The organism is Flavobacterium panacagri (assembly GCF_030378165.1).
GTDB classification, from domain to species: domain Bacteria; phylum Bacteroidota; class Bacteroidia; order Flavobacteriales; family Flavobacteriaceae; genus Flavobacterium; species Flavobacterium panacagri.
Window position 1 is genome coordinate 5,322,694 of the sequence record NZ_CP119766.1, and the last position, 24,509, is coordinate 5,347,202.

At 32.8% G+C, this 24,509-nt stretch carries 23 protein-coding genes and 1 other RNA gene; 7 read left to right on the forward strand and 17 right to left on the reverse strand.

Annotated elements, in window-relative coordinates; translation table 11 throughout:
* Positions 1-165: 165 nt before the first annotated feature.
* Positions 166-1,635, forward strand: a complete 1,470-nt coding sequence (locus P2W65_RS22500; protein ID WP_179004991.1) for an MFS transporter — start codon at positions 166-168, stop codon at positions 1,633-1,635.
* Positions 1,636-1,755: 120 nt separating this feature from the next.
* On the opposite strand, the gene P2W65_RS22505 is transcribed toward P2W65_RS22500, so the two are convergent.
* From P2W65_RS22505 to ffs, 5 genes are all read right to left on the reverse strand, one after another.
* Positions 1,756-2,247: a hypothetical protein gene (locus tag P2W65_RS22505; protein ID WP_289661500.1), complete on the reverse strand. Its 492-nt coding sequence runs from the start codon at positions 2,245-2,247 to the stop codon at positions 1,756-1,758.
* Between the two features lie 90 nt (positions 2,248-2,337).
* Positions 2,338-2,994: a fructose-6-phosphate aldolase gene (fsa, locus tag P2W65_RS22510; RefSeq protein ID WP_091493007.1), complete on the reverse strand. Its 657-nt coding sequence runs from the start codon at positions 2,992-2,994 to the stop codon at positions 2,338-2,340.
* A gap of 265 nt (positions 2,995-3,259) precedes the next feature.
* A complete protein-coding gene (locus P2W65_RS22515) occupies positions 3,260-3,457 on the reverse strand; it encodes an ATP synthase subunit B family protein (protein ID WP_289661503.1) in 198 nt (65 codons plus the stop codon).
* Positions 3,458-3,461: 4 nt separating this feature from the next.
* Complete coding sequence (locus tag P2W65_RS22520) at positions 3,462-4,265, reverse strand: SDR family oxidoreductase (RefSeq protein ID WP_289661505.1); 804 nt, start codon at positions 4,263-4,265, stop codon at positions 3,462-3,464.
* A gap of 162 nt (positions 4,266-4,427) precedes the next feature.
* An RNA gene (gene ffs, locus P2W65_RS22525) (signal recognition particle sRNA small type) lies at positions 4,428-4,525 on the reverse strand.
* 88 nt (positions 4,526-4,613) lie between these two features.
* Between ffs and P2W65_RS22530 the strand changes: the two genes are divergently transcribed.
* Together P2W65_RS22530 and hutI are read left to right on the forward strand one after the other, a co-directional pair.
* A complete protein-coding gene (locus P2W65_RS22530; RefSeq protein WP_289661508.1) occupies positions 4,614-5,666 on the forward strand; it encodes a glutaminyl-peptide cyclotransferase in 1,053 nt (350 codons plus the stop codon).
* A 95-nt stretch (positions 5,667-5,761) separates the two neighbouring features.
* Positions 5,762-7,000: an imidazolonepropionase gene (gene hutI, locus P2W65_RS22535; RefSeq protein ID WP_289661510.1), complete on the forward strand. Its 1,239-nt coding sequence runs from the start codon at positions 5,762-5,764 to the stop codon at positions 6,998-7,000.
* Positions 7,001-7,075: 75 nt separating this feature from the next.
* On the opposite strand, the gene P2W65_RS22540 is transcribed toward hutI, so the two are convergent.
* Positions 7,076-7,954, reverse strand: coding sequence for a DUF8428 domain-containing protein (locus P2W65_RS22540; RefSeq protein ID WP_289661512.1), 879 nt, complete (start codon positions 7,952-7,954; stop codon positions 7,076-7,078).
* Positions 7,955-8,053: 99 nt separating this feature from the next.
* Here P2W65_RS22540 and P2W65_RS22545 point away from each other — a divergent pair, with 99 nt between their 5' ends.
* Together P2W65_RS22545 and P2W65_RS22550 are read left to right on the forward strand one after the other, a co-directional pair.
* Positions 8,054-9,091 (forward strand): formimidoylglutamase, encoded by a 1,038-nt coding sequence (locus P2W65_RS22545; protein ID WP_289661515.1) that lies wholly within the window; start codon positions 8,054-8,056, stop codon positions 9,089-9,091.
* Positions 9,092-9,225: 134 nt separating this feature from the next.
* Positions 9,226-10,473 (forward strand): DEAD/DEAH box helicase, encoded by a 1,248-nt coding sequence (locus P2W65_RS22550; protein WP_289661518.1) that lies wholly within the window; start codon positions 9,226-9,228, stop codon positions 10,471-10,473.
* Here the strand turns inward: P2W65_RS22550 and P2W65_RS22555 are convergent.
* From P2W65_RS22555 to aroC, 3 genes are all read right to left on the reverse strand, one after another.
* Complete coding sequence (locus P2W65_RS22555) at positions 10,470-12,440, reverse strand: response regulator (protein WP_289661520.1); 1,971 nt, start codon at positions 12,438-12,440, stop codon at positions 10,470-10,472. The two genes, P2W65_RS22550 and P2W65_RS22555, sit on opposite strands and share 4 nt — an antisense overlap.
* Positions 12,441-12,779: 339 nt before the next feature.
* Positions 12,780-14,042: a dicarboxylate/amino acid:cation symporter gene (locus tag P2W65_RS22560; protein WP_289661523.1), complete on the reverse strand. Its 1,263-nt coding sequence runs from the start codon at positions 14,040-14,042 to the stop codon at positions 12,780-12,782.
* 52 nt (positions 14,043-14,094) lie between these two features.
* The gene (gene aroC / locus P2W65_RS22565; RefSeq protein ID WP_289661526.1) at positions 14,095-15,153 is read right to left on the reverse strand and encodes a chorismate synthase; all 1,059 of its coding nucleotides are present in this window, start codon (positions 15,151-15,153) and stop codon (positions 14,095-14,097) included.
* 188 nt (positions 15,154-15,341) lie between these two features.
* Here aroC and P2W65_RS22570 point away from each other — a divergent pair, with 188 nt between their 5' ends.
* Both P2W65_RS22570 and P2W65_RS22575 read left to right on the forward strand, forming a co-directional pair.
* The gene (locus tag P2W65_RS22570) at positions 15,342-16,163 is read left to right on the forward strand and encodes a UDP-2,3-diacylglucosamine diphosphatase (RefSeq protein WP_289661528.1); all 822 of its coding nucleotides are present in this window, start codon (positions 15,342-15,344) and stop codon (positions 16,161-16,163) included.
* A 142-nt stretch (positions 16,164-16,305) separates the two neighbouring features.
* Positions 16,306-16,803 carry a hypothetical protein gene (locus tag P2W65_RS22575; protein ID WP_289661531.1) on the forward strand — a complete coding sequence of 166 codons (498 nt, stop codon included), beginning with the start codon at positions 16,306-16,308 and terminating at the stop codon, positions 16,801-16,803.
* An 87-nt stretch (positions 16,804-16,890) separates the two neighbouring features.
* Here P2W65_RS22575 and P2W65_RS22580 read toward each other — a convergent pair whose 3' ends face one another.
* The 8 genes from P2W65_RS22580 to P2W65_RS22615 form a co-directional block, all read right to left on the reverse strand.
* Positions 16,891-17,313: a protease complex subunit PrcB family protein gene (locus P2W65_RS22580; protein ID WP_289661533.1), complete on the reverse strand. Its 423-nt coding sequence runs from the start codon at positions 17,311-17,313 to the stop codon at positions 16,891-16,893.
* 16 nt (positions 17,314-17,329) lie between these two features.
* Complete coding sequence (gene bshA / locus P2W65_RS22585) at positions 17,330-18,475, reverse strand: N-acetyl-alpha-D-glucosaminyl L-malate synthase BshA (RefSeq protein WP_289661536.1); 1,146 nt, start codon at positions 18,473-18,475, stop codon at positions 17,330-17,332.
* Between the two features lie 241 nt (positions 18,476-18,716).
* Positions 18,717-19,364, reverse strand: coding sequence for a hypothetical protein (locus tag P2W65_RS22590; RefSeq protein WP_289661538.1), 648 nt, complete (start codon positions 19,362-19,364; stop codon positions 18,717-18,719).
* 129 nt (positions 19,365-19,493) lie between these two features.
* Positions 19,494-19,976, reverse strand: a complete 483-nt coding sequence (locus P2W65_RS22595; protein WP_289661540.1) for an ABC transporter ATPase — start codon at positions 19,974-19,976, stop codon at positions 19,494-19,496.
* Positions 19,977-20,074: 98 nt separating this feature from the next.
* Positions 20,075-20,866, reverse strand: a complete 792-nt coding sequence (locus P2W65_RS22600; RefSeq protein WP_289661543.1) for a (Fe-S)-binding protein — start codon at positions 20,864-20,866, stop codon at positions 20,075-20,077.
* An 81-nt stretch (positions 20,867-20,947) separates the two neighbouring features.
* Entirely contained in the window at positions 20,948-22,285 is a 1,338-nt protein-coding gene (locus P2W65_RS22605; RefSeq protein WP_289661545.1) for a 4Fe-4S dicluster domain-containing protein, read from the reverse strand.
* Between the two features lie 6 nt (positions 22,286-22,291).
* Positions 22,292-23,257 (reverse strand): MlaD family protein, encoded by a 966-nt coding sequence (locus tag P2W65_RS22610; protein WP_289661547.1) that lies wholly within the window; start codon positions 23,255-23,257, stop codon positions 22,292-22,294.
* Positions 23,258-23,307: 50 nt separating this feature from the next.
* Positions 23,308-24,429: an N-acetylmuramoyl-L-alanine amidase family protein gene (locus P2W65_RS22615; RefSeq protein WP_289661549.1), complete on the reverse strand. Its 1,122-nt coding sequence runs from the start codon at positions 24,427-24,429 to the stop codon at positions 23,308-23,310.
* Positions 24,430-24,509 lie beyond the last annotated feature (80 nt).

Genomic DNA, 24,509 nt, shown 5'->3' on the forward strand with positions numbered 1-24,509 from the left:
CTTAAATTCATTTTATAAGTAGGTTAAAATTAACACTTTGTTGAAAAAAGAGTGTCGTTGGTATAAATTTAACATTATTTATGCCCTTTTATTTTTTTTTGATAATCCTAACAAATATATTTACGGTCTTCAAAAAACAATAAAATAAAAATTAACCTTATTCTTATGAGTTCAGAAAATGTGCAAACCAAATGGGGGCAGTTTATCTCTTTGATAATCGTGTTCTTCTTTTGGGGTTTTGTTGGTTCTGCCAATGATATCCTGATTCCAGTATTCAAAAAAGTATTTACGTTATCGCAAGTACAATCACAATTAGTAGCGTGGGCATTTTATGCTGCATACTTTGTTGGATCAATTATATTCTTTTTAGTTTCTTTAAAGCTTGACGTACTCCAAAAGTTTGGCTACAAAAGAACACTTTCAGCGGGTTTACTTCTTTCTGCTGTTGGATCATTTTTATTCATTCCAGCTGCAACAATGGAAAGTTTTCCTTTCTTTTTGACCGCTTTATTTACCGTTGGTTTAGGATTTTCTATCCAGCAAATCGTAGCAAATCCATTAGCAATTAAAATGGGAAGTCCAAACACTGGTGCGCACCGTTTAACACTTGCTGGAGGTATCAACTCTTTCGGAACAACAATTGGAGCTATCCTATTAGGAATTGCTTTGTTTGGAATGGGTGACAATAAAAAAACAGCTCTTTCATTAGAAGATATTAAATTACCTTTTATTATTCTTGGTCTTGCTTTTATTGCTGTGGCAATTTTTATGAACTTCTCTAAAATTGAAGATCCTGAAAAAGAGGAAGAAGCTATTATTAAAGAACCTCATAGCAAATTTAATATTCTGGATTACCCACAATTGTACCTTGGAATGTTAGGTATTTTTATTTACGTAGGAACAGAAGTAACGATTATTAGTAATTTACCTGCCCTATTACACACTAGCGAGTTTGGAAATGTACTAGAAGACGCTATCGCTCCATTTATAGCATTATATTGGGGAAGTTTAATGATTGGCCGTTGGAATGGCGGTGTAAACGTATTTAATACTTCAAACTTAGTAAACACGGCACTTAAATTTATCGTTCCTGCTGTAGCATTTGGAGTAATCATTGGAGCTAATATTTTTGCAGCACACGACGTTTCTTCATTTTATATCTACCCAATCTGGATTTTACTATTTATCGCTGTAAGTTTCGTTGGCGGTAAAAATGCTGGAAAAACTTTAATGCTTTTTGGTATTTCAGGATTATTAATGATGGTATTAGGTTTAGTTTGGCCAAATCCAGAAATTGCTAAATTCTTCTTTATCTCAGGAGGTTTATTCTTATCTATTATGTGGCCTTCTATCTTCGATTTAGCGATCGCAGGATTAGGAAAAAACACAGGAAAAGCATCTTCTTTCCTAATTATGATGATTCTTGGAGGTGGAGTTATTCCATTAGTTCAAGGAAGTATCTGCGATTTTGATATTTCTCATCCAGGAGGAATCTTCGGAATTACATGGACACATTTCTCTTATATAGTACCGCTTCTTGGTTTTGCATACTTAGGGTTCTACGGATTCTACTGTCCTAAAATCTTGAAAAAACAAGGTATCAACCACGTTGAAGGCGGTGGTGGCGGACACTAAAAAAATTAAAACTCCAATATAAAAAAAATCCAAATTCCAATTTTACAAAACGGAATTTGGATTTTTTTATACTATGCAGGACAAAACCTTAATAAATTAGTATCTCAGCATCATAGAAACTTATTTTGCTTTAATAACATTTTCAAGATTCTTTTTAAAAACAACCTTATTTTGCGCCGAAATAGAATAAACCACATCTTTATCCGCATGAACAATTACCTTGTCAATATCAGCCTTTAAAAGCGCTTGCGGGTCTTTTATTTTCAAAGTGCAGGCGCCGTCAAAGAAACCGTCATCCTCAATAATCTTTTTGGCTTCAATAACAGTTCCGTCACTTAAAACTGCCGAAATCGTCATTTCCTTATTCAAAGTTTTAGAATAAAAACCATCCATTACCAAAAGTAATCTATAACTATTTTTCAGCTCCGGGCCTTTAAATTCATGTCGCGTGATATTATATCGAAGACCTTTTGCCAGACTTTGAAATTTAATCGTACAATCTAATTCGTAAGTTGCCACATCGCCGGCATCATTAACCGAAGTAATCACTTTTGCCTGAGCGTTTATTAAAAAACTAACAAAAAAACACGACATAATCAATAGTACTTTCATATTCAGCTATTTAAGATTCATATAAAAGTAAAAAAAATCGCCTCTTCTCGTTAGAAAAAAGACGATTTTAATTTTGTAAGTATCTAAGGATTACTTGTTTCCTTTCTCAAAGTCAGCTACGAATTGCGCTAAACCGATATCTGTCAATGGGTGTTTCAACAATCCGTAAATTGCAGAAAGCGGTCCAGTCATAACATCTGCACCAATTTTAGCACAGTTTACAATATGCATAGTATGACGTACAGAAGCTGCTAAAATTTGAGTTTCGTAACCGTAGTTATCATAAACCTCTCTAATTTCTTGAATCAAGTTCAATCCATCTGTAGAAATATCATCTAAACGGCCTACAAAAGGAGAAACATAAGTAGCTCCAGCTTTAGCAGCCAAAATAGCTTGTCCCACAGAGAAAACAAGAGTTACGTTAGTTTTAATTCCTTTATCAGAAAAATATTTTGCCGCCATAACACCTTCCTTAGTCATAGGAAGTTTTACAACGATTTGGTCGTGTAATTCAGCTAACTCCTCACCTTCTTTTACCATTCCTTCAAAATCTAGCGCATTTACTTCAGCACTTACGTCACCTTCAACAAGATTGCAAATATCAACATAATGCTTTAGGATATTATTTTTTCCAGTGATTCCTTCTTTCGCCATCAATGATGGATTAGTAGTTACACCGTCTAAAACACCTAAAGCTTGTGCTTCTTTAATCTGAGCTAAATTAGCTGTGTCTATAAAAAATTTCATAATTATTTGTTTAATTAAAAATGGTTTGTTCGTATTTATATTTTGCGATTTTTTTCTTCAAGCAAAACACCTAAAGAAAATCTAGCTGCAAAATTACAAAATCAATATCAATAACGTTTTTAAAATCAAAACCATTTTGAAATTAATTGTTAAAAATAAGTGTGTTTTTTACATTTTTTAACAGACAAATACCTTTTGTATGTATTTTCTTTAAATAAGGAAAAAATTCTAATTTAATACTATTCCTAAATTCACATCAGAACAATTACTTAGAATTATTCCTATTCATTTCTTTCAATTCATCCCTAATTTCTTCCAAAACCTTTAAAGTTTCTTCTTTATAAATTTCCGAATTATTGATTTTATCACTTACAGATCCCAAAATTCTACGAATAACAAACCAAATAATCAGTAAAACTAAAACACTAAAAATGACTGGTAAATAATCCGAAAAATTTTTCATAATTCTATAATTTATAATGGTTCATTAACATTTTCTCATAAACTTTATCTGGAAGCGCGCGTTTTAAAACAATCGAAAACTTTTGCATAAAAGCCCCGACTTTGTAATGCACATTTGGCTTTTTAGTTTCAATAATTTTATAAACCGCTTCTGCCATTTCATTTGGATCACTTCCTGCATCAACATGATCATTCATAGTTGCCAAAATACCGCCATAAACCTTTTCATAAGCCGAATCTTTAATCACTGGTGCATGATAACGTCCTGCCGCAATATTAGTTGCAAAATCTCCAGGCGCTACATTGGTAATTTCAATACCAAAAGATTTTACTTCCATTCTCAAAGCCTCAGTAATCAATTCCAAAGCTCCTTTTGATGCCGAATAAACGCTTCTATATGGAAGTCCCATATAACCAGCAATAGAAGTAATATTGATAATCAAACCTGAATTTTGTTTACGCATTTGCGGTAAAGCAGCCTTCATAACTTCAATCGGGCCAAAGAAATTTGTCTCAAAATTATTTCGGATTTCTTCCGTTGGAATTTCTTCCAAAGGCCCAGTAATACCAACTCCAGCATTATTGATTACGATATCTAATTTGCCAGAAGTTTCAATAATTTTAGAAATAGCATTTTGAATCGATTCCGAATTTCTAACATCCAAAGCAACCAAAGGAAAAACAGAATTTAATACTTTCTCAGGATTTCTGCTTGTACCGTACACAACGAAACCTTTTTGATGTAAAAATTCACCAATAGATTTTCCAATTCCAGATGATCCTCCAGTAATTAAAACGACTTTATTCATTTTTTAAGTTATGAGTTTTTGGGTTATGAGTTATAAGTTTTGGGAATTCGGCTTATTTTGAGTTACACTCAACTTCTAACCAACACCCCTCTAACTTCAGCTAGGGTAAAAATAAAAAAATCCTCCTAAAAGGAAGATTACAAATTAAATTAATTCTAAAAAAAATGGCAAGCGACCTACATCGCACCGCTCAACCGCGTACCCTTGCTATGTTCCCATCCTGGGGGAGTCTGCAGGAGCTGGTCGTGTAGGACTTGCCGGTGCAAATATACAACCTTTTTATATTTTTGCAAGAGCTTTGCTGCTATAAAAATATCATCGTATATTGCATTATTCAAATTTTAAACTATGAAAAAACATAACTTCCTAGGTGTCATTTTATTAGGAATCACATTAATTGGGTGCGGAGATAAAAATAAAACTGAAAATTCTTTATTTACTATCGATGATTCTGCTTTTCCAGCACATTTTACGCAAAAAGAAGCGCTTACAATCGGAATTTTAAACCCAAAATCTAAAGAAATTGACAGTGTTGCCTACTTCATAAATGACAAAAGAGTTGGAGGCACAAAAGGTTCTCAAGAATTTAGATTTGAATTAATAGATCAAAAATTAGGTTATCAATACTTAAAAGCTACTGTCTACTTTGATGGAAATTCTTCTGATGCTACTAAAAGAATCGAAGTAGTCTCTGATGTACAGCCAAAAGCATTAAAGTATAAATTGGTTAATACTTATCCACACGACAAAAAGGCTTTTACTGAAGGTTTTGAATTTTATAATGACACTTTATATGAAAGCACTGGACAAGAGGGAGCTTCCTTCATTAAAAAATACGATTATAAAACGGGTAAAGTTTTTAAACAAATCGATCTTGACCAGCAATACTTTGGAGAAGGAATAACTTTTATAAACGGTAAATTATTTCAATTAACTTATAAAAACAAAAAAGGTTTTATCTATGATGCCAAAACATTAAAACTGGAAAAAACTTTTGACTATGAAAAAGATATAGAAGGCTGGGGAATGACAAACGACGGCAAATACATTTACCAAACTGACGGAACGGAAAAAATTTGGAAAGTAGATCCTGCAACTCAAAAAATGATTGATTATATTAACGTTTATTCAGGAGATTCAAAAATCAAACAAGTCAATGAAATTGAATGGATTAACGGGAAAATTTATGCAAACGTATGGTTTAAAGATGCAATCGCTGTTGTAAATCCTGCAAATGGAGCTGTTGAAGGAATTTTAAATCTATCAGACCTGCGCAAATCGATGAACGACATCACAAAAGACGATGTTTTAAATGGAATTGCTTACAATCCTAAAACTAAAACTATTTTTGTAACAGGTAAAAACTGGAGCAAAATGTTTGAAATAACAGTTACAGAATAAATCAAAAACAAAAAATCAAAAACACGAATTTCACAGATTACACGAATTAGTTCGTGATAATTTGTGAAATTTGTATTTTATAACAATACTTACAAATGATTACTTTAATCAAAAACATACAAGAACTACTTCAGGTACGTGAAACTTCAGTTAATAAAGTTTCTGGAGCAGAAATGGCAGAACTTCCAACCATCAAAAATGCTTTCTTAATTTTAGAAGACAATCTTATTGCAGATTTCGGATCAATGGAAAATCTTCCTGAAACTAAAGCAGACAAAATAATTGATGCAACTGGAAAAGTAGTTCTCCCCTCCTGGTGTGACAGTCATACGCATATTGTATACGCAGGAAATCGTGAACAGGAATTTGTAGACCGCATTAACGGATTATCTTATGAAGAAATTGCCAATCGTGGAGGCGGTATTTTAAATTCGGCTAAAAAATTAAATGAAACTCCTGAAGAAGAAATCTACGAACAATCGAAAATTCGTTTAGAAGAAGTCATGCATTTAGGAACTGGAGCTGTTGAAATAAAATCGGGTTACGGTTTAACTGTTGATGGCGAACTCAAAATGCTTCGTGTTATTAAAAGACTTTCAGAAAACTATCCTGTAGCAATAAAAGCAACTTTTCTTGGAGCGCATGCTTTTCCAACTCATTATAAAGAAAACAAAGCAGGATATCTGGACGAAATCATAACTAAAATGCTTCCAGAAATTTCTAAAAACCAGCTTGCTGATTATGTTGATATATTCTGCGAAAGCGGTTATTTTTCAGTAGAAGAAACTGAAAAAATAATGGAAGCTGGAATCGCATTTGGATTAAAACCGAAAATTCATGTCAATCAATTCAACTCTATCGGTGGTATTCAGGCTGGGGTTAAATTTAATGCACTTTCTGTCGATCATTTAGAAATTATGAACGCTGAAGATATTGAAGCCTTAAAAGGAACCGAAACGATGCCTGTAGCTTTACCTTCCTGCTCTTACTTTTTAAGCATTCCGTACACGCCGGCACGTGAAATGATCAAAGCGGGTTTACCTATAGCATTAGCCACAGATTTTAATCCTGGTTCTACTCCATCTGGAAATATGAATTTTGTTGTTGCTACAGCCTGTATCAAAATGAAAATGACACCAGAAGAAGCTATCAACGCCGCGACAATAAACGGCGCTTATGCCATGGGACTTTCAGAAACACACGGAAGCATTACAAAAGGTAAAAAAGCGAACTTGATCTTGACAAAACCTATTTCTTCCTTTTATCAGATTCCATACGCTTTTGGAAGCAATTTAATTGAATCGGTTTTTATTGAAGGAAAAATTCTAACCTAACAATAATCCATAAAAAAAGGTCTGTGAAATGCACAGACCTTTAATATCTAAGTGGTATTTAATCCCTTTGGCAGCTTATCTTAAGCTGAAACTAGTTTTAGAAACTAATTCATCATTATCAAAAACATTGATAAAGTAAGTTCCTTTAGCGAAATCTTTTCCTGGTAAATCTTGTACAACATTTACAGATTTGTTTTCGTATTGTACGGTAGTTTTAAAACTGTAAGTTAATGTGTTATCACCAAAATTTTCAGTTTTCTTATCTCCTAAAACATTATTTTTAGCGTCGATAACTTGTACATAATACGTTTTGTCACCAGATTTTGCAATTTGATTCTCAGCAATTGTAAAACTTACTTTTAAAACATCAGCACGGCTAGCTTTATCAGTTTCAATTTGTTTTCCTGAGCTTCTTAATTTGTAAGCTGCAGTTTTTGTGTTCAAAATAGATAATTTAGAACCTCTTTCTACTGTTTTAGCTAACTCTTCGTTTTGACCAACTAATACTTCGTTGTATTTTTTAGATTCTCCTAAAACCACAATTGTACTATCTCTTTGAGTAGTTAAAACACCATTTTGTTTTTTCAACTCATCATTTTCAGCAACCAAAGTTTTCATTTTGCTCTGCATTGCCTGAACTTGAGATCTGTATTTAGAAACATCTCCTTTAGACTTATTTAAATCATCCATTAAAGCAACTACTTTATCTCTTTCTTGGATTAATTCGTCAGACATAGAAGTATTTTCTGCAATTGCAGCATCATAAGTAGCTTTTAACTCCTGTAAATCTTTCATTACAGATTCTTTCTCTGTCAAAGTTGTGGTAAGTTCCGTTTTAACTACCTCTGTATCAGAAGATAATTTAAAAATATACACTAAGCTACCAATCAGTAGGACTGCTAAAACTGCGATTATCGCTTTTAGACTTGAATTGTTGTTCTTTGGGTTTTCCATATTTAAAAAAATTTTCTTTAATAACAAATTTAAGAATTAATATAAGGTAATAACGTAAGTTTCTACAATTATATTATTTTTGGAAAATAAATTTTTTTAATGGAGAAATTAATCCCTTTCACTATAAATGATTTAGCAAAAGTCACAAATCATCGAAGCGGTGAATTAAAGTTTGGAGAAAAAATGATTGTCATCCCCCCAGGAGCCGACAAAGTTAATTTCCTAAAAGAAAGTGAAGCTAAATATGTCCTTCTTGGAATTCCAGAAGATATTGGTGTTCGTGCCAATTATGGAAGACCTGGAGCAGCTTCAGCATGGCAGTCTGCTATAAAAAGTATTGCCAACATTCAGCACAATCGATTTTGCAAAGGAAGCAACATTATCATTTTAGGACACATTAATGTCGCTGATGAAATGCGCGAAGTCGAGAATCTTGATTTTAACGATATTGATGATCGTTCCAAATTAAGCCAGCTGGTTGAAAAAATAGACAAAGAAGTTTCTCATATAATTTTTACTATAATTAAAGCTGGAAAAACTCCAATTATCATAGGCGGAGGCCATAACAATGCTTATGGAAATATCAAAGGAGCTGCTTTAGCAAAAGGAAAACCTGTAAACGCCGTTAATTTTGATGCACATTCTGATTTTAGAATTTTAGAAGGAAGGCATAGCGGTAACGGATTCTCTTATGCTTACGAAGAAGGTTTTTTAAAAAAATACTTCATTTTTGGGCTTCATGAAAACTATACTTCAAAAAGCGTTTTAGACATCATTAAAAAACTCGAAGATCGAGTTCGCTACAACACTTATGATAGCGTCAATATTAGAAAAGAAAAAGACTTTAACAGAGAAATGATTACTGCTCTGGATTTTATTAAAAATGATGCTTTCGGAATTGAAATTGACTTAGATGCTATTCCAAATATTGCCAGCAGTGCTATGACCATCAGTGGTTTTTCTGTTGAAGAATTGAGACAATTTGTTTCTTTTTTCGGAGAACATAAAAACGCCGCTTATCTTCATATCTGCGAAGGAGCACCTGATCTAGACAATGCTCCAAATAATAATTTAATTGGAAAATTAATTGGTTATTTAGTGACTGATTTTATAAAAGCAAACATAGAACAAGACTAATTAGCAGATTTATTAAACTTACAAACAAAGTGGTTTTGCCAAATAAAAGCCAATTCAAATAAACCATTGGCCGAATAAAACTATCTTTGCACGTCATTTTAGCACCTATAGCTAAAATACTTAATATATAAGATATGTTATTCGAAGATTTATCACTTTCAAAAAGTATACAAAGAGCCGTATTTGAAGAAGGCTATTTAAATCCGACTCCCATTCAGGAAAAATCTATTCCTGTTGTTTTAGAAGGCCGTGATTTAATTGGCTGTGCGCAGACAGGAACAGGAAAAACGGCGGCATTTGCCATCCCTATTATACATCAATTACATCGAATCGTAGGCTCATCAAAAAAAGCGAAACAAATTCGTGCGCTTGTAGTTACACCTACACGTGAATTAGCAGTTCAAATCGGACAGAGCTTTGACACTTATGCCAAATATACCAATTTAACACAATTGACTATTTTTGGTGGCGTTTCACAAAATCCTCAAGTTGACACTTTAAAAAATGGAGTTGATATTTTGGTAGCTACTCCCGGTCGTTTACTTGATCTTCATAAACAAGGTTTCTTAGATTTAAATCATCTGCATACTTTAGTTTTAGACGAAGCCGACCAGATGTTGGATATGGGTTTTATAAACGATGTCAAAAAAATTGTAAAACTTACACCAAAAAATAGACAGACACTGCTTTTCTCTGCTACAATGCCAATTGCAATTCGCGAGCTAGCTGAAATGTTTTTGCAGGATCCAGAAAAAGTAGAAGTTTCTCCAGTTTCGTCAACAGCCGAAAAAGTAGAACAGCGTGTTTATTTTGTTGATAAAACCGAGAAAAGAAACTTGCTATACAGCTTAATTAAAGAAGAAAATTTATCAAACGTACTTGTTTTTTCTAGAACAAAACATGGCGCAGATAATGTTGTAAAAGCGCTTCGTAAAAAAGACATTCCTGCAGAAGCAATTCACGGAGATAAATCTCAAAATGCCAGACAAAGAGTTTTAGATGCTTTTAAAAACAAAGAAGTTGGCGTTTTAGTTGCAACAGATATTGCTGCACGAGGAATTGACATTGAACAATTGCCTTACGTAATCAATTTTGATCTTCCGAACATTCCAGAAACTTATGTACACCGTATTGGCCGTACAGGTCGCGCAGGTAATGGCGGAATTGCAATTTCTTTTTGCGGTAAAGATGAATTACCTTATTGGAAAGACATTCAGAAATTAATAAAGGTCGATGTAAAAACAATTTCAGACCATCCGTATCAATGGCATTCAGGAAGTCCTGAAGCTGGAGAAAAACCTAAAAGTTCAAACAGAAGCGGTGGTGCTCATAAATCGAGAAAATCCAATTCTTCTAAGAAAAATAAAAAGCGCTGGTACTAAACAGCGCTTTTTTCTTTTATTAAGTAATTAATTATCTTAAACAATTTAACTGGCTCAAAAGGCTTTATAATAATATCATTCATACCAGACGAAAGTGCTTCATCTGTTATCTCATCTTTATCAAAAGCTGTCAAAGCCACAATTGGAGTATCTATTCCTGCCAAACGAATTCTTTTTGTAGTTTCAAAACCATTCATCAAAGGCATATTAATATCCATTAAAATCAAGTCAAAGACTTCATCTTCTAGAATTTTAAGAGCCGCATAACCATCATCAACTACTTTACAAGCATAATTATTCTTTTCGATAATCTTTTTTGTCACTAGCTGATTAATCAAGTTATCTTCTACAACTAAAATCTTATAAATTTCACAAGAAGTCAAATCAACTTCAATCTCATCAATAATACTTTTTGTCTTCGCAAGATCATGCTCAAACGCAATTTCAAACGAAAATGAAGTCCCTTTTCCCAGATCACTAACCAAAGTAATTGTACTTCCAAAAAGACCTAATAATCTTTTTACAATACTTAGCCCAAGACCAGTTCCTTGATAATCTTCTTCTTTCCTTCCAACTTGTACAAACTTGTCAAAGATTTTGCTTTGATCCACAATTGCTATTCCAATACCATTATCTCGAATCAGGAAATCTAAATAATTCATTTTTCCTTCAACTTTACTCAACTTAACGATTATTTCAACCTGCCCATCTTTAGTAAATTTTAGTGCATTACTCACCAAATTCATCAAAATCTGTGACAACCTCAGTTTATCTCCAATTAAATATTCTGGAATATCAGGATCAATATCGATCGAGATTCTATTATTATTTTTCTGAGAAAGAAAAGAAAGTGAATTTTTTATAACCGTAATTTCATCCGAGATATTAAATGTCAAATTTTCAAGAACAATTTTATTCTCTTCGATTTTATTAATCTGAAGTATATCATTTACAAGGGAAAGAAGATATCTTGCTGAAAACTTAAGAGAGCTTAGATGCTGGCTTCTAGAAAGCTCTTTATGTTCTTCTAGAAGCATATTTGTGATTCCAACCACACCATAGAGAGGAGTACGTAATTCGTGGCTTATGGTGGAAATAAATTGTGTTTTAAGTAAAGAAGCTTCCTCTGCAATTTCTTTTGCCTTTAAAAGTTCTAGATTATGTCTTTTTTTGAACCTGATATTTTTAATTAAAGTAATAATTAGGAACAAGAGGATTAGGGAAATCAGTACAAACAGAATTACAATTATTTTTGATTTTTTAAGACTCTGAGATTGTTCAACTTTTTCATTTTCTATTTTATTGATCTGCCTTTTATATTCATCCAGCTCAAGTCCCATTCCTGCAATTGAAGCTTTTTTAATTTTCTTTACACTATAGACTTCATCTGAAATAGCATTATAATTAGCTAAAGCCTGATAAGCTTCTTTGTGTTTATTAATTTTGTTGAGAAACTTGGAATATTCTAAATACGCGCTAGATAAATCTGTCTTTTCCTGGGCTTTTTTTCCAGCTTCAATAGCGCTCAAAAAATAGCTATTTGCCGCATTATTTTCATTTTTATGACTTAAATAAATCCCGTTCAGCATATCTACAATAACCTCTGTAGAACCGTCGCTGTATTTGTTTTTAGCACTATTTAAATATTTTAAAAAAATATAGCCTTGATCGTAGTTTTCAATATCAAAATAAGCCCAAGTAATATTGACGTTAGCAAAATAAACTTCCTTTAAATCATTAATCTTTAAAGCATAAGCAACCGATTTTTTATAGTAGCGAATTCCTTCATCAAATTGTTTCTTTTCAAAGCAATACATATTACCTAAATTATTGTAGATATTACTCTTTAAAGAATCGTTACTGGTTTTGTCTGCATAATAAAGACTCTTTTTGTAGAAAAAAATAGCTTTATCATAATCTGTTAATTCATTATAATTAGCAGCTATAATATTGTAAGAACGAGACATCAAGCAATAATCTTTTATTAAAGTAGCTGCATTAAGTGCAGTTCGAGAAATTTTGAGCGACTGATCAAAATTAGATTCTCTAAAATTTAAAAGTGCTTTTTTTACAAGCTTATCAAGTTTAGGATCTTGATTACAATTAGATTGAGATAATACCGAATTGGCACAGCAATTCAGTACAAAAAGTAGAAGTAAAAAAATCCGTATTTGGGGCATTAATCGGCTAATTTTACCAAATATACACTTTAAAATAAAAAAAAGCTGCATTTCAAATAAAAATGCAGCTTTTCTATTGTTTTTTAGACTACTAAGAAAAAAAAATCCTATTCTTAGTGTTAAAATTTATTCTTTATTTTCTTCCCATTGCCCTACTACAGAGGTTGCTAACGCATTTCCAAGTACATTGGTAGCACTTCTAAACATATCACAAAAGTGGTCAATTGGTAAAATCAAAGCAATTCCTTCAATCGGAATATCAAACATGCCGCAAGTTGCTGCTACAACAACCAAACTAGCTCTTGGAACACCTGCAATACCTTTACTGGTAAGCATTAAAACCAAAAGCATTGCCATCTGCGTTCCTAAATCTAAATGCACATTATAAAACTGAGCAATAAAAATACTTGCAAACGTCATATACATCATACTTCCGTCAAGGTTAAAAGAATAACCAAGAGGCAGCATGAAAGAAACGATTTTATCTTTTACTCCAAAACCTTCTAATTCTTCAGTTAATTTAGGAAATACTGCTTCACTACTTGTTGTTCCAAAAGCAATTGCTAAAGGCCCAGTTATACGTTTTAATAGCTCTGTCATTCTTCCTTTTAAGAAAATATAACCAACTGCAATCAGTAAAACCCATAAAGTACTGATACCGATTAAAAAAGATCCGAAAAATTTAAAATAAGTTATGATCAATTCTTCTGCATCTCTAACAGCAAATACTGCTGCAATCGCACCAAAAACACCAATTGGAGCAAAGTTCATCACATAGTTTACCATTTTTAAAACAATATGAGATAACTTATCAAAAGCACCAATAATAGGCTTTACAGTAGACCCCAAAGATGCCGCTGCTAAACCAAAGAAAATAGAGAAAACTACGATTTGTAATATCTCGTTAGTTGCCATTGCTTCTACAATACTTTTGGGTACAATGTGTTCAACGAAATTATCAAAAGAAAGATTTTGCGTTTTACCCGTAACTTCAGAAGCGGCTGCCATATCCACATGTTCCAACTTCAAACCAACTCCTGGCTGTAAAATATTTACGTAAAACAATCCAATTAAAAGAGAAATAAACGAAGCTGTAAAAAACCATCCAATAGCTTTACCTCCAATTCTTCCAACCGTCTTAATATCTCCCAATTTTGCAATTCCAACTACGAGAGTAGTAAAAACTAATGGAGAAATAATCATTTGCACCAAACGAATGAAGATAGTCGCCAGCATTTTTATTTTATTGCTAAATGCTTGAGCTGCTTCCGGCGAAATGGTATTGTGCAATATAATTCCTAAAATGGCTCCAAGAACCATCGCAATTATAATCTGCCCTGTTAATCCCGAAAGAAATGATTTTTTTTTAGTTTCTGTAATTTCTTGCATTAATTTATTTTTTGATTATTAAAATATAAGACCCTCACTGTCTTACCTTTTATTAATATGTCTTGTTGATCAAATAAAAATCAGCCAAAACAATTGCAGCCATTGCTTCTACAATAGGCACTGCGCGAGGCACTACACATGGATCATGACGTCCTTTTCCAGTCATTGGTGTAATGTTTCCTTTATTATCTAATGAGTCTTGAGTCTGCATAATAGTGGCAACAGGCTTAAAAGCTACTCTGAAATAAATATCCATTCCGTTGCTGATGCCGCCTTGAATTCCTCCAGAAAGATTTGTTTGTGTAGATCCATCAGGATTGTACAAATCGTTGTGTTCACTTCCTTTCATTTCAGAACCAGAGAAACCGCTTCCATATTCAAAACCTTTTACTGCATTGATAGAAAGCATTGCCTTTCCTAATTCAGCATGAAGTTTATCAAAAACCGGTTCACCTAAACCAACTGGCACATTTTGAATCACACATGTTACCACACCTCCAACAGTATCTCCCTGTTTGCGGATATCACGGATATATTCTTCCATAATTGCAGCCGATTTTTCATCTGGACAGCGAACAGGGTTACTTTCAATTTTTGAAAAATCTAATTCTTGATAAGGCGTTTCTAAATGAATTGGCCCAACTGAAGAAACATAAGCATTAAACTTAATTTCTGGAAGCATTTGTTTGGCAATTGCTCCAGCTACTACTCTGCTTGCTGTTTCTCTCGCAGAACTTCTTCCGCCACCGCGATAATCACGGAATCCATATTTCTGATCGTATACATAATCAGCATGGCTTGGTCTGTAATTGTCTTTTATATGTGAATAATCATCTGATTTTTGATTGGTATTTGGAATAATAAAACCTATTGGAGTTCCTGTAGTTTTGCCTTCAAAGATTCCTGATAAAAACTGAACTGCATCTGGTTCTTTTCTTTGCGTAACAATTGCAGACTGACCTGGTTTTCTTCTTGCCATGTCTAATTCAATTGCCTCAAAATCAAGTTGTATTCCGGGAGGGCATCCATCAATAATGCCGCCTAAAGCTTCACCATGAGATTCTCCAAATGTTGTTACTTTATATAGGGTGCCGTAGCTGTTTCCTGCCATTGTATTTTGTTTTGAGCAAATGTAAGTTTTATGAATTAAATTAAAAAATTTAAAACTGGTATTATTAACTAAACATTAAACCTATTAAAAATCACAATTTGGTAAAATTATCCGCATTTTCATAACCTTTTGATAAAATAAAAATGCTTAGATTTTTTTTAATTTGTAAAACTTCAAATCAAGAAAAATTGAAAAAAAGAAATGTCGAATTGGTCATTCTTTCTGATGTTCACTTAGGAACTTATGGAAGCCATGCAAAAGAACTAAACAACTATCTTTCAAGCATTAAACCCAAAACTTTAGTCTTAAACGGTGATATAATTGATGCTTGGCAGTTTAGAAAATCTTACTTTCCAAAAGCCCACTTAAGAGTTATTCAGCGCATTATCGGAATGGCTTCTAAGGGAACAAAAGTCTATTACATTACTGGAAATCACGATGAAATACTTCGTAAATTCAGTGATATGAATATGGGGAATTTTGCTTTGGTCGATAAATTAGTTTTAGAATTAGACGATAAAAAAGCCTGGATTTTTCACGGAGATGTATTTGATGCCTCTGTTCAGCACTCTAAATGGATTGCAAAATTGGGCGGATTAGGATACGATTATTTAATTCTAATGAACCGATTTGTTAATTGGTGTCTGGCAAAATTAGGACGTGAACCGTATTCTTTTTCTAAAAAAATTAAAGCAAGCGTTAAAAAAGCCGTAAAGTTTATTTCTGATTTCGAAACCACTGCAACAGATTTAGCTATCGAAAAAAATTACGATTATGTAATCTGCGGTCATATTCACGAACCTAAAATCATGACCAAAGAAAACAAACACGGATCTACTTTATATTTAAATTCAGGAGACTGGGTAGAAAACTTGACTGCGCTTGAGTATCATAAAAAACGTTGGAAACTGTTCTCTTATAAAGCTAGTAATTTTATTGAAGAAGAGAATCTTTTCGAAATGGAAGATATTCTGTCTTCACAATTAATATCATCAATAATATTGAAATAATTTTACTTTTAGAGGCTTCAAAACAAGCAGATTGTAGTATTTATAAAACAAAAATGTAAATTATATAACAATTTTCAAAAATATTATACGTTCTCTGTATAACTGTAACAATACATTTGAAAAAAAATAATTTAACCATTTTATGAAAAAGATAATATTATCTGCCATTATGCTTTTTGGTTTAGCATTTACGGCTCAATCACAAGAAATTTCAAAACACGCATTAGGATTACGTTTAGGAGACAACAACGGATTTGGTGGTGAGGTATCCTACCAATTAGGATTAAATCAAAAAAATAGACTTGAATTTGATTTAGGCTGGAGAAACAGCAGAGATGTAGATGCTGTTAAAGGTGTTGCGCTTTACCAATGGGTTTGGAACATCGAAGGAGGTTTTAACTGGTACGCTGGTGTCGGTGGTGGTCTAGCTAGCTGGCGTTATGATTATTATAACAATAATTTCAGATATAAAGACAGCGGAACTTATGTATTTGCAGCAGGAGATGTTGGAATCGAATACAGATTTAAAGAAGTACCACTAACATTATCTTTAGATGCAAGACCTGAAATTGGTTCTGGATACTATGATGATGATAATTTTGGATTTGACGTTGGTTTAGGTGTTAAATTCAGATTCTAAATAAAAGTAAAAAAAATTGTAAAAAAGAGAATCCTGTCATTGTAAAGTGACAGGATTTCTTTTTTTTTTTGAGAATATCAAAATTTCTTATTTAATTATAATCTCTTTTTTAGAATGAATTTTCACAACCGTGTATGGATACGAAATAACCTGCATGGTCATTGCATCCTTCGCAGGACTATTTTCTTTTACGGTTATGATAATATTTTTATCCGTTTCTTCTACTTTTTCAACATCTATAGAATAACCGCTGGTGTTCTTTTCCCCCATATTCAAAATAACGTAGTTATAATCATGAACATTTGGATTCTTCATCTTATCAGCTAAAAGAGGATCATTTTCCAGCATTTTAATTTCATTTGGCTCTGTCAAAATTTCAAAAAATTTAATATTACCGCCACCGTCAGACTGTGTTGTCAAAACTTCATATAAAGCATTTGAGCTTTCAACCTTCTTTACTCCACACGAAATAAAAACAAAAATTGCTAAAATCGAAATTACTTTTTTCATTTATCTCTTTTTAAGATTAGTGCTTTTCGTACTTATAATCATCAACCGCTTTTTGATACAAAGCTTCGTACTTTGGCAGAATATTTTTAATATCAAACTTTCTAGCTACTTCTAACGCATTCGCTTTAAACTGATTCAACACCTTATCGTCTTTCAGTATTTTTAAAGCATTTTCAGCCATTTCTTCAACATTTCCCACATTACTCAAATAACCTGAAAAACCGTCAAAATTCACTTCAGGCAATCCACCTGAATTACTTGAAATCACAGGAACGCCACACGCCATGGCTTCTAATGCAGCTAAACCAAAACTTTCTGTTTCAGAAGGCAGTAAAAACAAATCGGTCATGCATAAAATTTTATCAATTTCATGACTGTTTCCAAAGAAAATCACCTTGTCTAAAATCCCCAATTCCTGACATAAAATTTCTGCTTTTTCTTTTTCTGGTCCATCACCAACCATCATTAACTTAGCCGGAATCTCCTTTTGAACATTATAGAAAATCTTAATAATATCTGGGATACGTTTTACTTTTCTAAAATTACTAATATGTGTAATGATACGTTCATTTTCATTTGCCATTACATAACGATGGCAAGGCGCACTAGGATCTTTTTTGACCTTATCTAACTCAATAAAGTTTGGAATGACTTTAATTTTGTTCTTAATTTTAAACAGCTTTAAAGTATCATCTTTCAAACTCTGTGAAACCGAAGTCACATAATCTGATTTATTAATGCTGAAAGTTACAGCCGGTTTATAGAAAGGATGATTTCCAACCAAAGTAATATCAGTACCATGAAGTGTCGTAATCATTGGCAGATTAATTCCTTCATTTTTCAGCATTTGCTTTGCCATATATCCTGCATACGCATGCGGAATAGCGTAATGCACGTGTAAAAGCTCAATTTTATACAACTTAACCATATCGACTAATTTACTCGATAATGCTAATTCATAAGGCTGATAATGAAACAATGGATATTCCGGAACATTTACTTCGTGATAATGAACATTCGGATTTAAAAGTGCCAATCTTACTGGCTGACTATATGTAATAAAATGTATTTCGTGTCCTCTTCTGGCTAATTCGAGACCTAACTCTGTGGCTACTACACCACTACCTCCAAAAGTAGGATAACAAACAATTGCTATTTTCATGGATTAAATTTAATTCTACGAAAATACTCAAAAATCACGTTTAAATAAGCTTTTAAATTGTTAGATTTTTGACAAAATTAGATCAATTCTAGTTAATAAATATTTTTAGAAGCAGCACAATATCGAATAAAAAGAACTATTTGTCCCGCTATCCGCTATATCTTTTGCACCGAACACCGGCACAAAAGTATACCGCTTCTATCGGGGCTAAATTAGACCTTTTAACTTTCAATTCACCGTTCTAAAACTGGGCAACAACAAACAAAATAATCTGAAACAATAACAACAACCAAAAAAACAGCAACGAAGGTTCTACAGATTCCGAAATAAACTGATTCAATTTCATCGAAACCACTTCAGACAATTTTAAATCTTCTCTTTTAAAATCAACATCGTCCAGTCTTATTTTTTGAAACAAATAATTAATTATCTTCTTTTTAATTTTAGAACTTTCTTTATCATTTCTATTTGCCTCTAACAATTTCAATCGTAACATCGATTCGTTAGAAATTGTACTTGCCCAATTATTAGAACCTGTTATTTTATCTACTAACAAAACTACTTTAGAATCAACATAACCAGCAAAAACTTTATTATTCCAAGTTAAGTAAATCAGCTGCTGTATGGCCGCTTTATTAGCAATTAGAAAATATAAAAATATAAAAACAGGAGCTCCGGCAAATAAAACAAACCCGCAAATATTGTTCAAAAACAAACCTGACAACAAAGCATAGACATTCCCATGTCCGCCTCCAGCATAATTAGAATTTTGAAAAAGAATAACGAAAAAACAGATTAACGTAAAAAACAAGCCGCTAATCATTATAAAAAACCATTTCAAAGTTGATTTGGCCGAGATACTTGCAACGATTTTAATTTCTTCTGTCATAAAATTTGAAATATACTGTTAGGATTAAAAAAAACAATAATACAGCATTAACATTTAAAATCCTACCAAAAACAAAAAAAGGTATGAAACCTAAATTTCATACCTTTTTAAATATCTTCAAAAATTATCTTAGAAAAATCTGCTATGCCAGCTGTCTGCTGCAGGCACTTCCCAAGCATCATTAAATTCTTCAATATTGTTAACCAGATTATTAAACACAATTGTATTTTCAGTTACTGCTTTATCTTTTACCATTTTCTTGAAATCAATTAATGGTTTATGTGCTATATGTTCTCCCAGTTTAAAAGTAACATTCATTTTATCCAATAAATCCACGTCGTACTTTTTCTCCAAACTTTGAATAAACTCAACAGAACTATCGATAGAACATCCTGTCGCCGCCTGTACATCTTGGTTTACGGCTAATATTATAAATCGATTGTATTTCAATAAATAAGAAGCTTCAAGACTAGTTCCATGCGCGGCCCACTGTTCTACGAAAGCTTTTAAATCGGTTTCAATTTCAGAAAACTCTTCCTCAGAAAATTTTCTGTTCGATTGGTAAATCCAGACTCTAGATTCACCTGGCAAATTTTCAAAAGGTATATACATTTTAATTTTAGATTTTAGTCCCGAAGCCTCGGGATTGATTTTAGATTTCTTGAATTGCTAAATAAAAAAAACTTAGCGCCTTAGCATCTCAGAATCTTTTACAAATCTTGTGCGTTTGCTATTAATTCAGCAACATCCATTACTTTTACTTCTCCCTCTTTATGTGCGTGTTTAATACCATCTGTTAACATAGTATTACAGAATGGGCAACCTGCTGCAATAATATCTGGTTTTACCTCAAGAGCGTCTTCCGTACGCAATACATTTACTTCTTTGTTTCCTGGTTCTGCATCTTTAAACATTTGTGCTCCACCAGCACCACAACATAAACCGTTTGCTTTAGAACGTTTCATTTCCACTAACTCAACATCCAATTTTTGAATCAAATCTCGAGGAGCTTCGTAAACTTTATTGGCTCTTCCTAAATAACAAGGATCATGAAAAGTAATTTTCTTTCCTTTAAACTGCCCACCTTCTACAGTTAATCTTCCATCATTAATTAATGATTTTAAAAACTCCGTATGATGAATAACCTCGTAATTGCCTCCTAACTCAGGATATTCATTTTTTAATGTATTAAAACAGTGTGGACAAGCCGTAACAATTTTTTTTGCTTCATAAGCATTCAGAACTTCAATATTCATCATCGCCTGCATCTGAAACAAAAACTCGTTACCAGCTCTTTTGGCAGGATCACCAGTACAACTTTCTTCTGTACCCAGAACCGCAAAAGATACATTAGTACGATTTAAAATTCGTACGAATGCTTTGGTAATTTTTTTTGCTCTATCATCAAAACTTCCTGCGCAACCTACCCAAAACAAAACTTCTGGCTGTTTTCCTTCGGCAAGCATTTCTGCCATTGTTGGCACTACTAAACTTTCTGACATTTCTCTCTCTTTTGTTTAAAGTTTAAAGTTTCAAATTTTATTCTGAAATCTGAATTCTTATATATTATCGCGAACTAAAAGTTAGTTCTCGTTTTTCCAATTTAATCGATCTTGCTGGCTGTATTGCCATGGTGCACCATTATTTTCGATATTCGTCATCATGGCGTTCAACGGCATTGGAGCGGCACTTTGCTCCATTACCAAATAACGGCGCATATCCATAATAATAGACAAAGGACTGATATTTACGGGACATTCTTCCACACAAGCATTACAAGACGTACAAGCCCATAATTCTTCTGGAGTAATATAATCGTTTAAAAGTGATTTATTATCAGGAACAAAAACACCTTTGTTGGCATCAATGTTTTTTCCAACTTCAGTCAAACGATCTCTAGTATCCATCATAATCTTACGAGGAGACAATTTTTTCCCTGTTTGATTTGCTGGACAAGAAGAAGTACAACGTCCACATTCTGTACATGTATATGCATTTAATAATTGTACCCAGTTTAAATCCTGAACATCGCTAGCTCCAAATTTAGCCGGAGCAGCATTTTCATCAACTGGTGCTGCGGCAAATGGATCTGCATTTGGATCCATCATTAATTTCACCTCTTTTGTTACCGATTCTAAATTATCAAACTGCCCTTCTGGTTTTAAATTGGCGAAATAAGTATTCGGGAACGCTAAAAGAATATGAAGGTGTTTTGAAAAATATAAATAGTTCATGAAAACTAAAATGCCAACTATATGCAGCCACCAAAATACTTCAAACAAAAGTCCTACTAACTCATTAGAAGTACCATTAAAAATTGGTGCAATAAATTGACTTATCGGATAACTTCCTGCTTTATGAAAATGCGAATAACCTCCTGGAACATTTTGCAAATGCAAATCAGAGGCATTCATTAATAAAAACAGAATCATTAAAACGGTTTCGAAATACAGAATATAATTGGCATCGCTTTTTGGGAAACCATTTAAGTCTGAATTAATAAAACGTTTTAAACGAATTACATTTCTTCTAATCCAAAAAACGGTAACAGCAAAAATTACAAGTATAGCCAATATCTCAAACGAAGCAATTAAAACATCATAAACCACACCTAAATACGGCGCAAAAACTCTATGAGTTCCAAAAAGCCCGTCAATAATAATTTCAAGCAATTCAATATTAATAATTATGAAACCGACATATACAAAAATATGCAGTATTCCAGCAACAGGGCGTCTCACCATTTTTGACTGCCCCAGAGCAATCAGTGCCATGTTTTTCCAACGAGCTTTAGGATTATCTTTTCGATCTACATCTACTCCAAGATTAATGTTTCGGATGATCTTTTTCACGCTCGCTGCAAAAAAGCCGAAACCAACTATAAGAAGTATGGCAAATAAAATATTATCTAAATAACTCATTTATAATTATTTTTTATCAGTTGAGTTTGTTTCTTCTGTTGGCGCTACGTATGGTTTATTTTTCTTCCCAAAAAGAGAAACGTTCACGTAACGAGTTGGATAAAGACGTACATCTTGCAATAACAATTCAAGCTCTTTTGACGTTTTTGCTAAGTTGTTATATAAGGCTTCATCATTTAATAATTTTCCAGCCGTACCTTTTCCAGAATTTAAGTTAGCCATTAAAGCATCTACTTTTGCCAACATCTGGTTTAAGTTACGTACTGTTTTTCCTAAATCAGCTTTGTTTAAAGAATCAGAAATTTTATTAAAGTTATTGGACACTTTATTAAAATTAGAAACCATTCCATTAATCTGCCCTTTATTAGTATCTAAAATATTGTTTAGACTTCCTGAAGCTTTGTGAAACTGCGTCATCGTCTGGCTTAATTCAGCAATTGTTTTCTTTAGATTTTCTTGTGTATTTTTATCTAAAGTATTATTCAATCCCGTAACCAAAACATCAATATTGACAAGCATTTTATCAAGCTTCTGCTGAATTGGCTCAATTTTACCTCCTAAAGATTCCGTTAATCCAAGTTCTACCGTTGACGCTAATTTTTGTCCATCTTCTGCTAATTCTTTATCTGCAAAATTTGGGATAATTTTAATTTGCTTTCCTGCAATTAAGCTTGGAGAATAAATTGTTGCTGTACTTGTTTTCGAAATTGGAAAATCTGTTTTTAATTGAAGTTCTACTAATAATTTTCCTGTTACTTCATCAATTGTGATTTTATTTACTTTACCTATTGCCAGTCCGTTTAAAGTAACTGGTGCAGAAAGTGACAAATCTTCAACATTATCATATTCAGCATATAACATGGTATAATTTGTAAAAAGATCTTTGCCTTTTAAAAAGCTGTAACCCCAGATAAATAATAAAATCGATGCGATGACTAATATAGCCGTTTTAATTTCTCTTGTTAGTTTCAAAATTCTAAGTGTTTGTACAAAATTAATATAAATATTCGAACTTGGGCTTATTATTTAATTGCGTCCTGAATACTGATTTTTTCTCCATCTTTAGTTGCCACTAAAAATGCTGCGCCATACCCTTTATTCTTAGCTTCTTGCAAAAATTTCTGGGCTGTTTCGTAACTTGAAGTTTCTTCGTAGAAATACTTATATATATTGTTTTCAAATAACATAGTCACATTTTTCAACCCCTTAAAGTTTTTAGGTTCTAAAGGAGTTTTTTTAATACTTGCAATAAGCTGTACTTTAAAAAATGTTCCTTTTGGGGCATTTTTAACTACAGTAACTGGAGCAGTTGTTTTTGGTTTTACGGGAGTAGTATCTCTTATGGGCCGACTCTCAGGAGCCTCAGTTCCTGATCCAAAATATTCTCTTTTATAACTTAAAATAGCTTCCGCAATTGCTTTCGCTATATCATCTTGTCCTTCTTCTGAATTCAGAATATTCCCTTCTGTTGGATTCGACACAAAACCAGTTTCTACCAAAACTCTAGGCATATAAGCTTTATGTAGTACCATAAAAGGCGCTTGTTTTACACCACCCTGACGAAGTTTTTTTCCTAATTTTTCAAAATTATCCTCAATTTTAGTCGCCAGCGAAATACTATTATCTAAATATTCTTCCTGCATTAACGTCATCCCAATCATTGATTCTGGAGAATTTGGGTCATAACCTTCGTATTTACGCTTATAATCTTTCTCCAATGTAATTACCGAGTTCTCTTTCTTTGCAGCTTCTAAGTTCGATGCCACTTTACTCAAACCCATCACATAGGTTTCGGTTCCGTCGGCTGCTGTATTTTTATTGGCATTACAATGAATAGAAACAAAAATATTTGAATTCGCTCTATTGGCAATATTGGCTCTTTCAACCAAATCAATAAAAACATCCGTTTTACGCGTATAAATTACATCTACATTTGGATTAAGCTCTAAAATCTTCCCCACTTTCAAAACAATAGCTAAAGCAATATTTTTTTCAATCCTGCCGCTGTAAACAGCTCCGAAGTCATGATCTCCATGTCCAGCGTCAAGAGTTACCTTAAACACATTTGACTGACTCTGAGCACAAAAAGACAGTAATGTTAGAAATAAAGTAAATATTACCTTAAATTTGTTAATTCTATTCATAAATCTAAAAGTTAATTTTAATAAAATGCAGCTGTTATAATTTTTAGAATTGATTATTTTTGCCAAAAAATTATATGTAA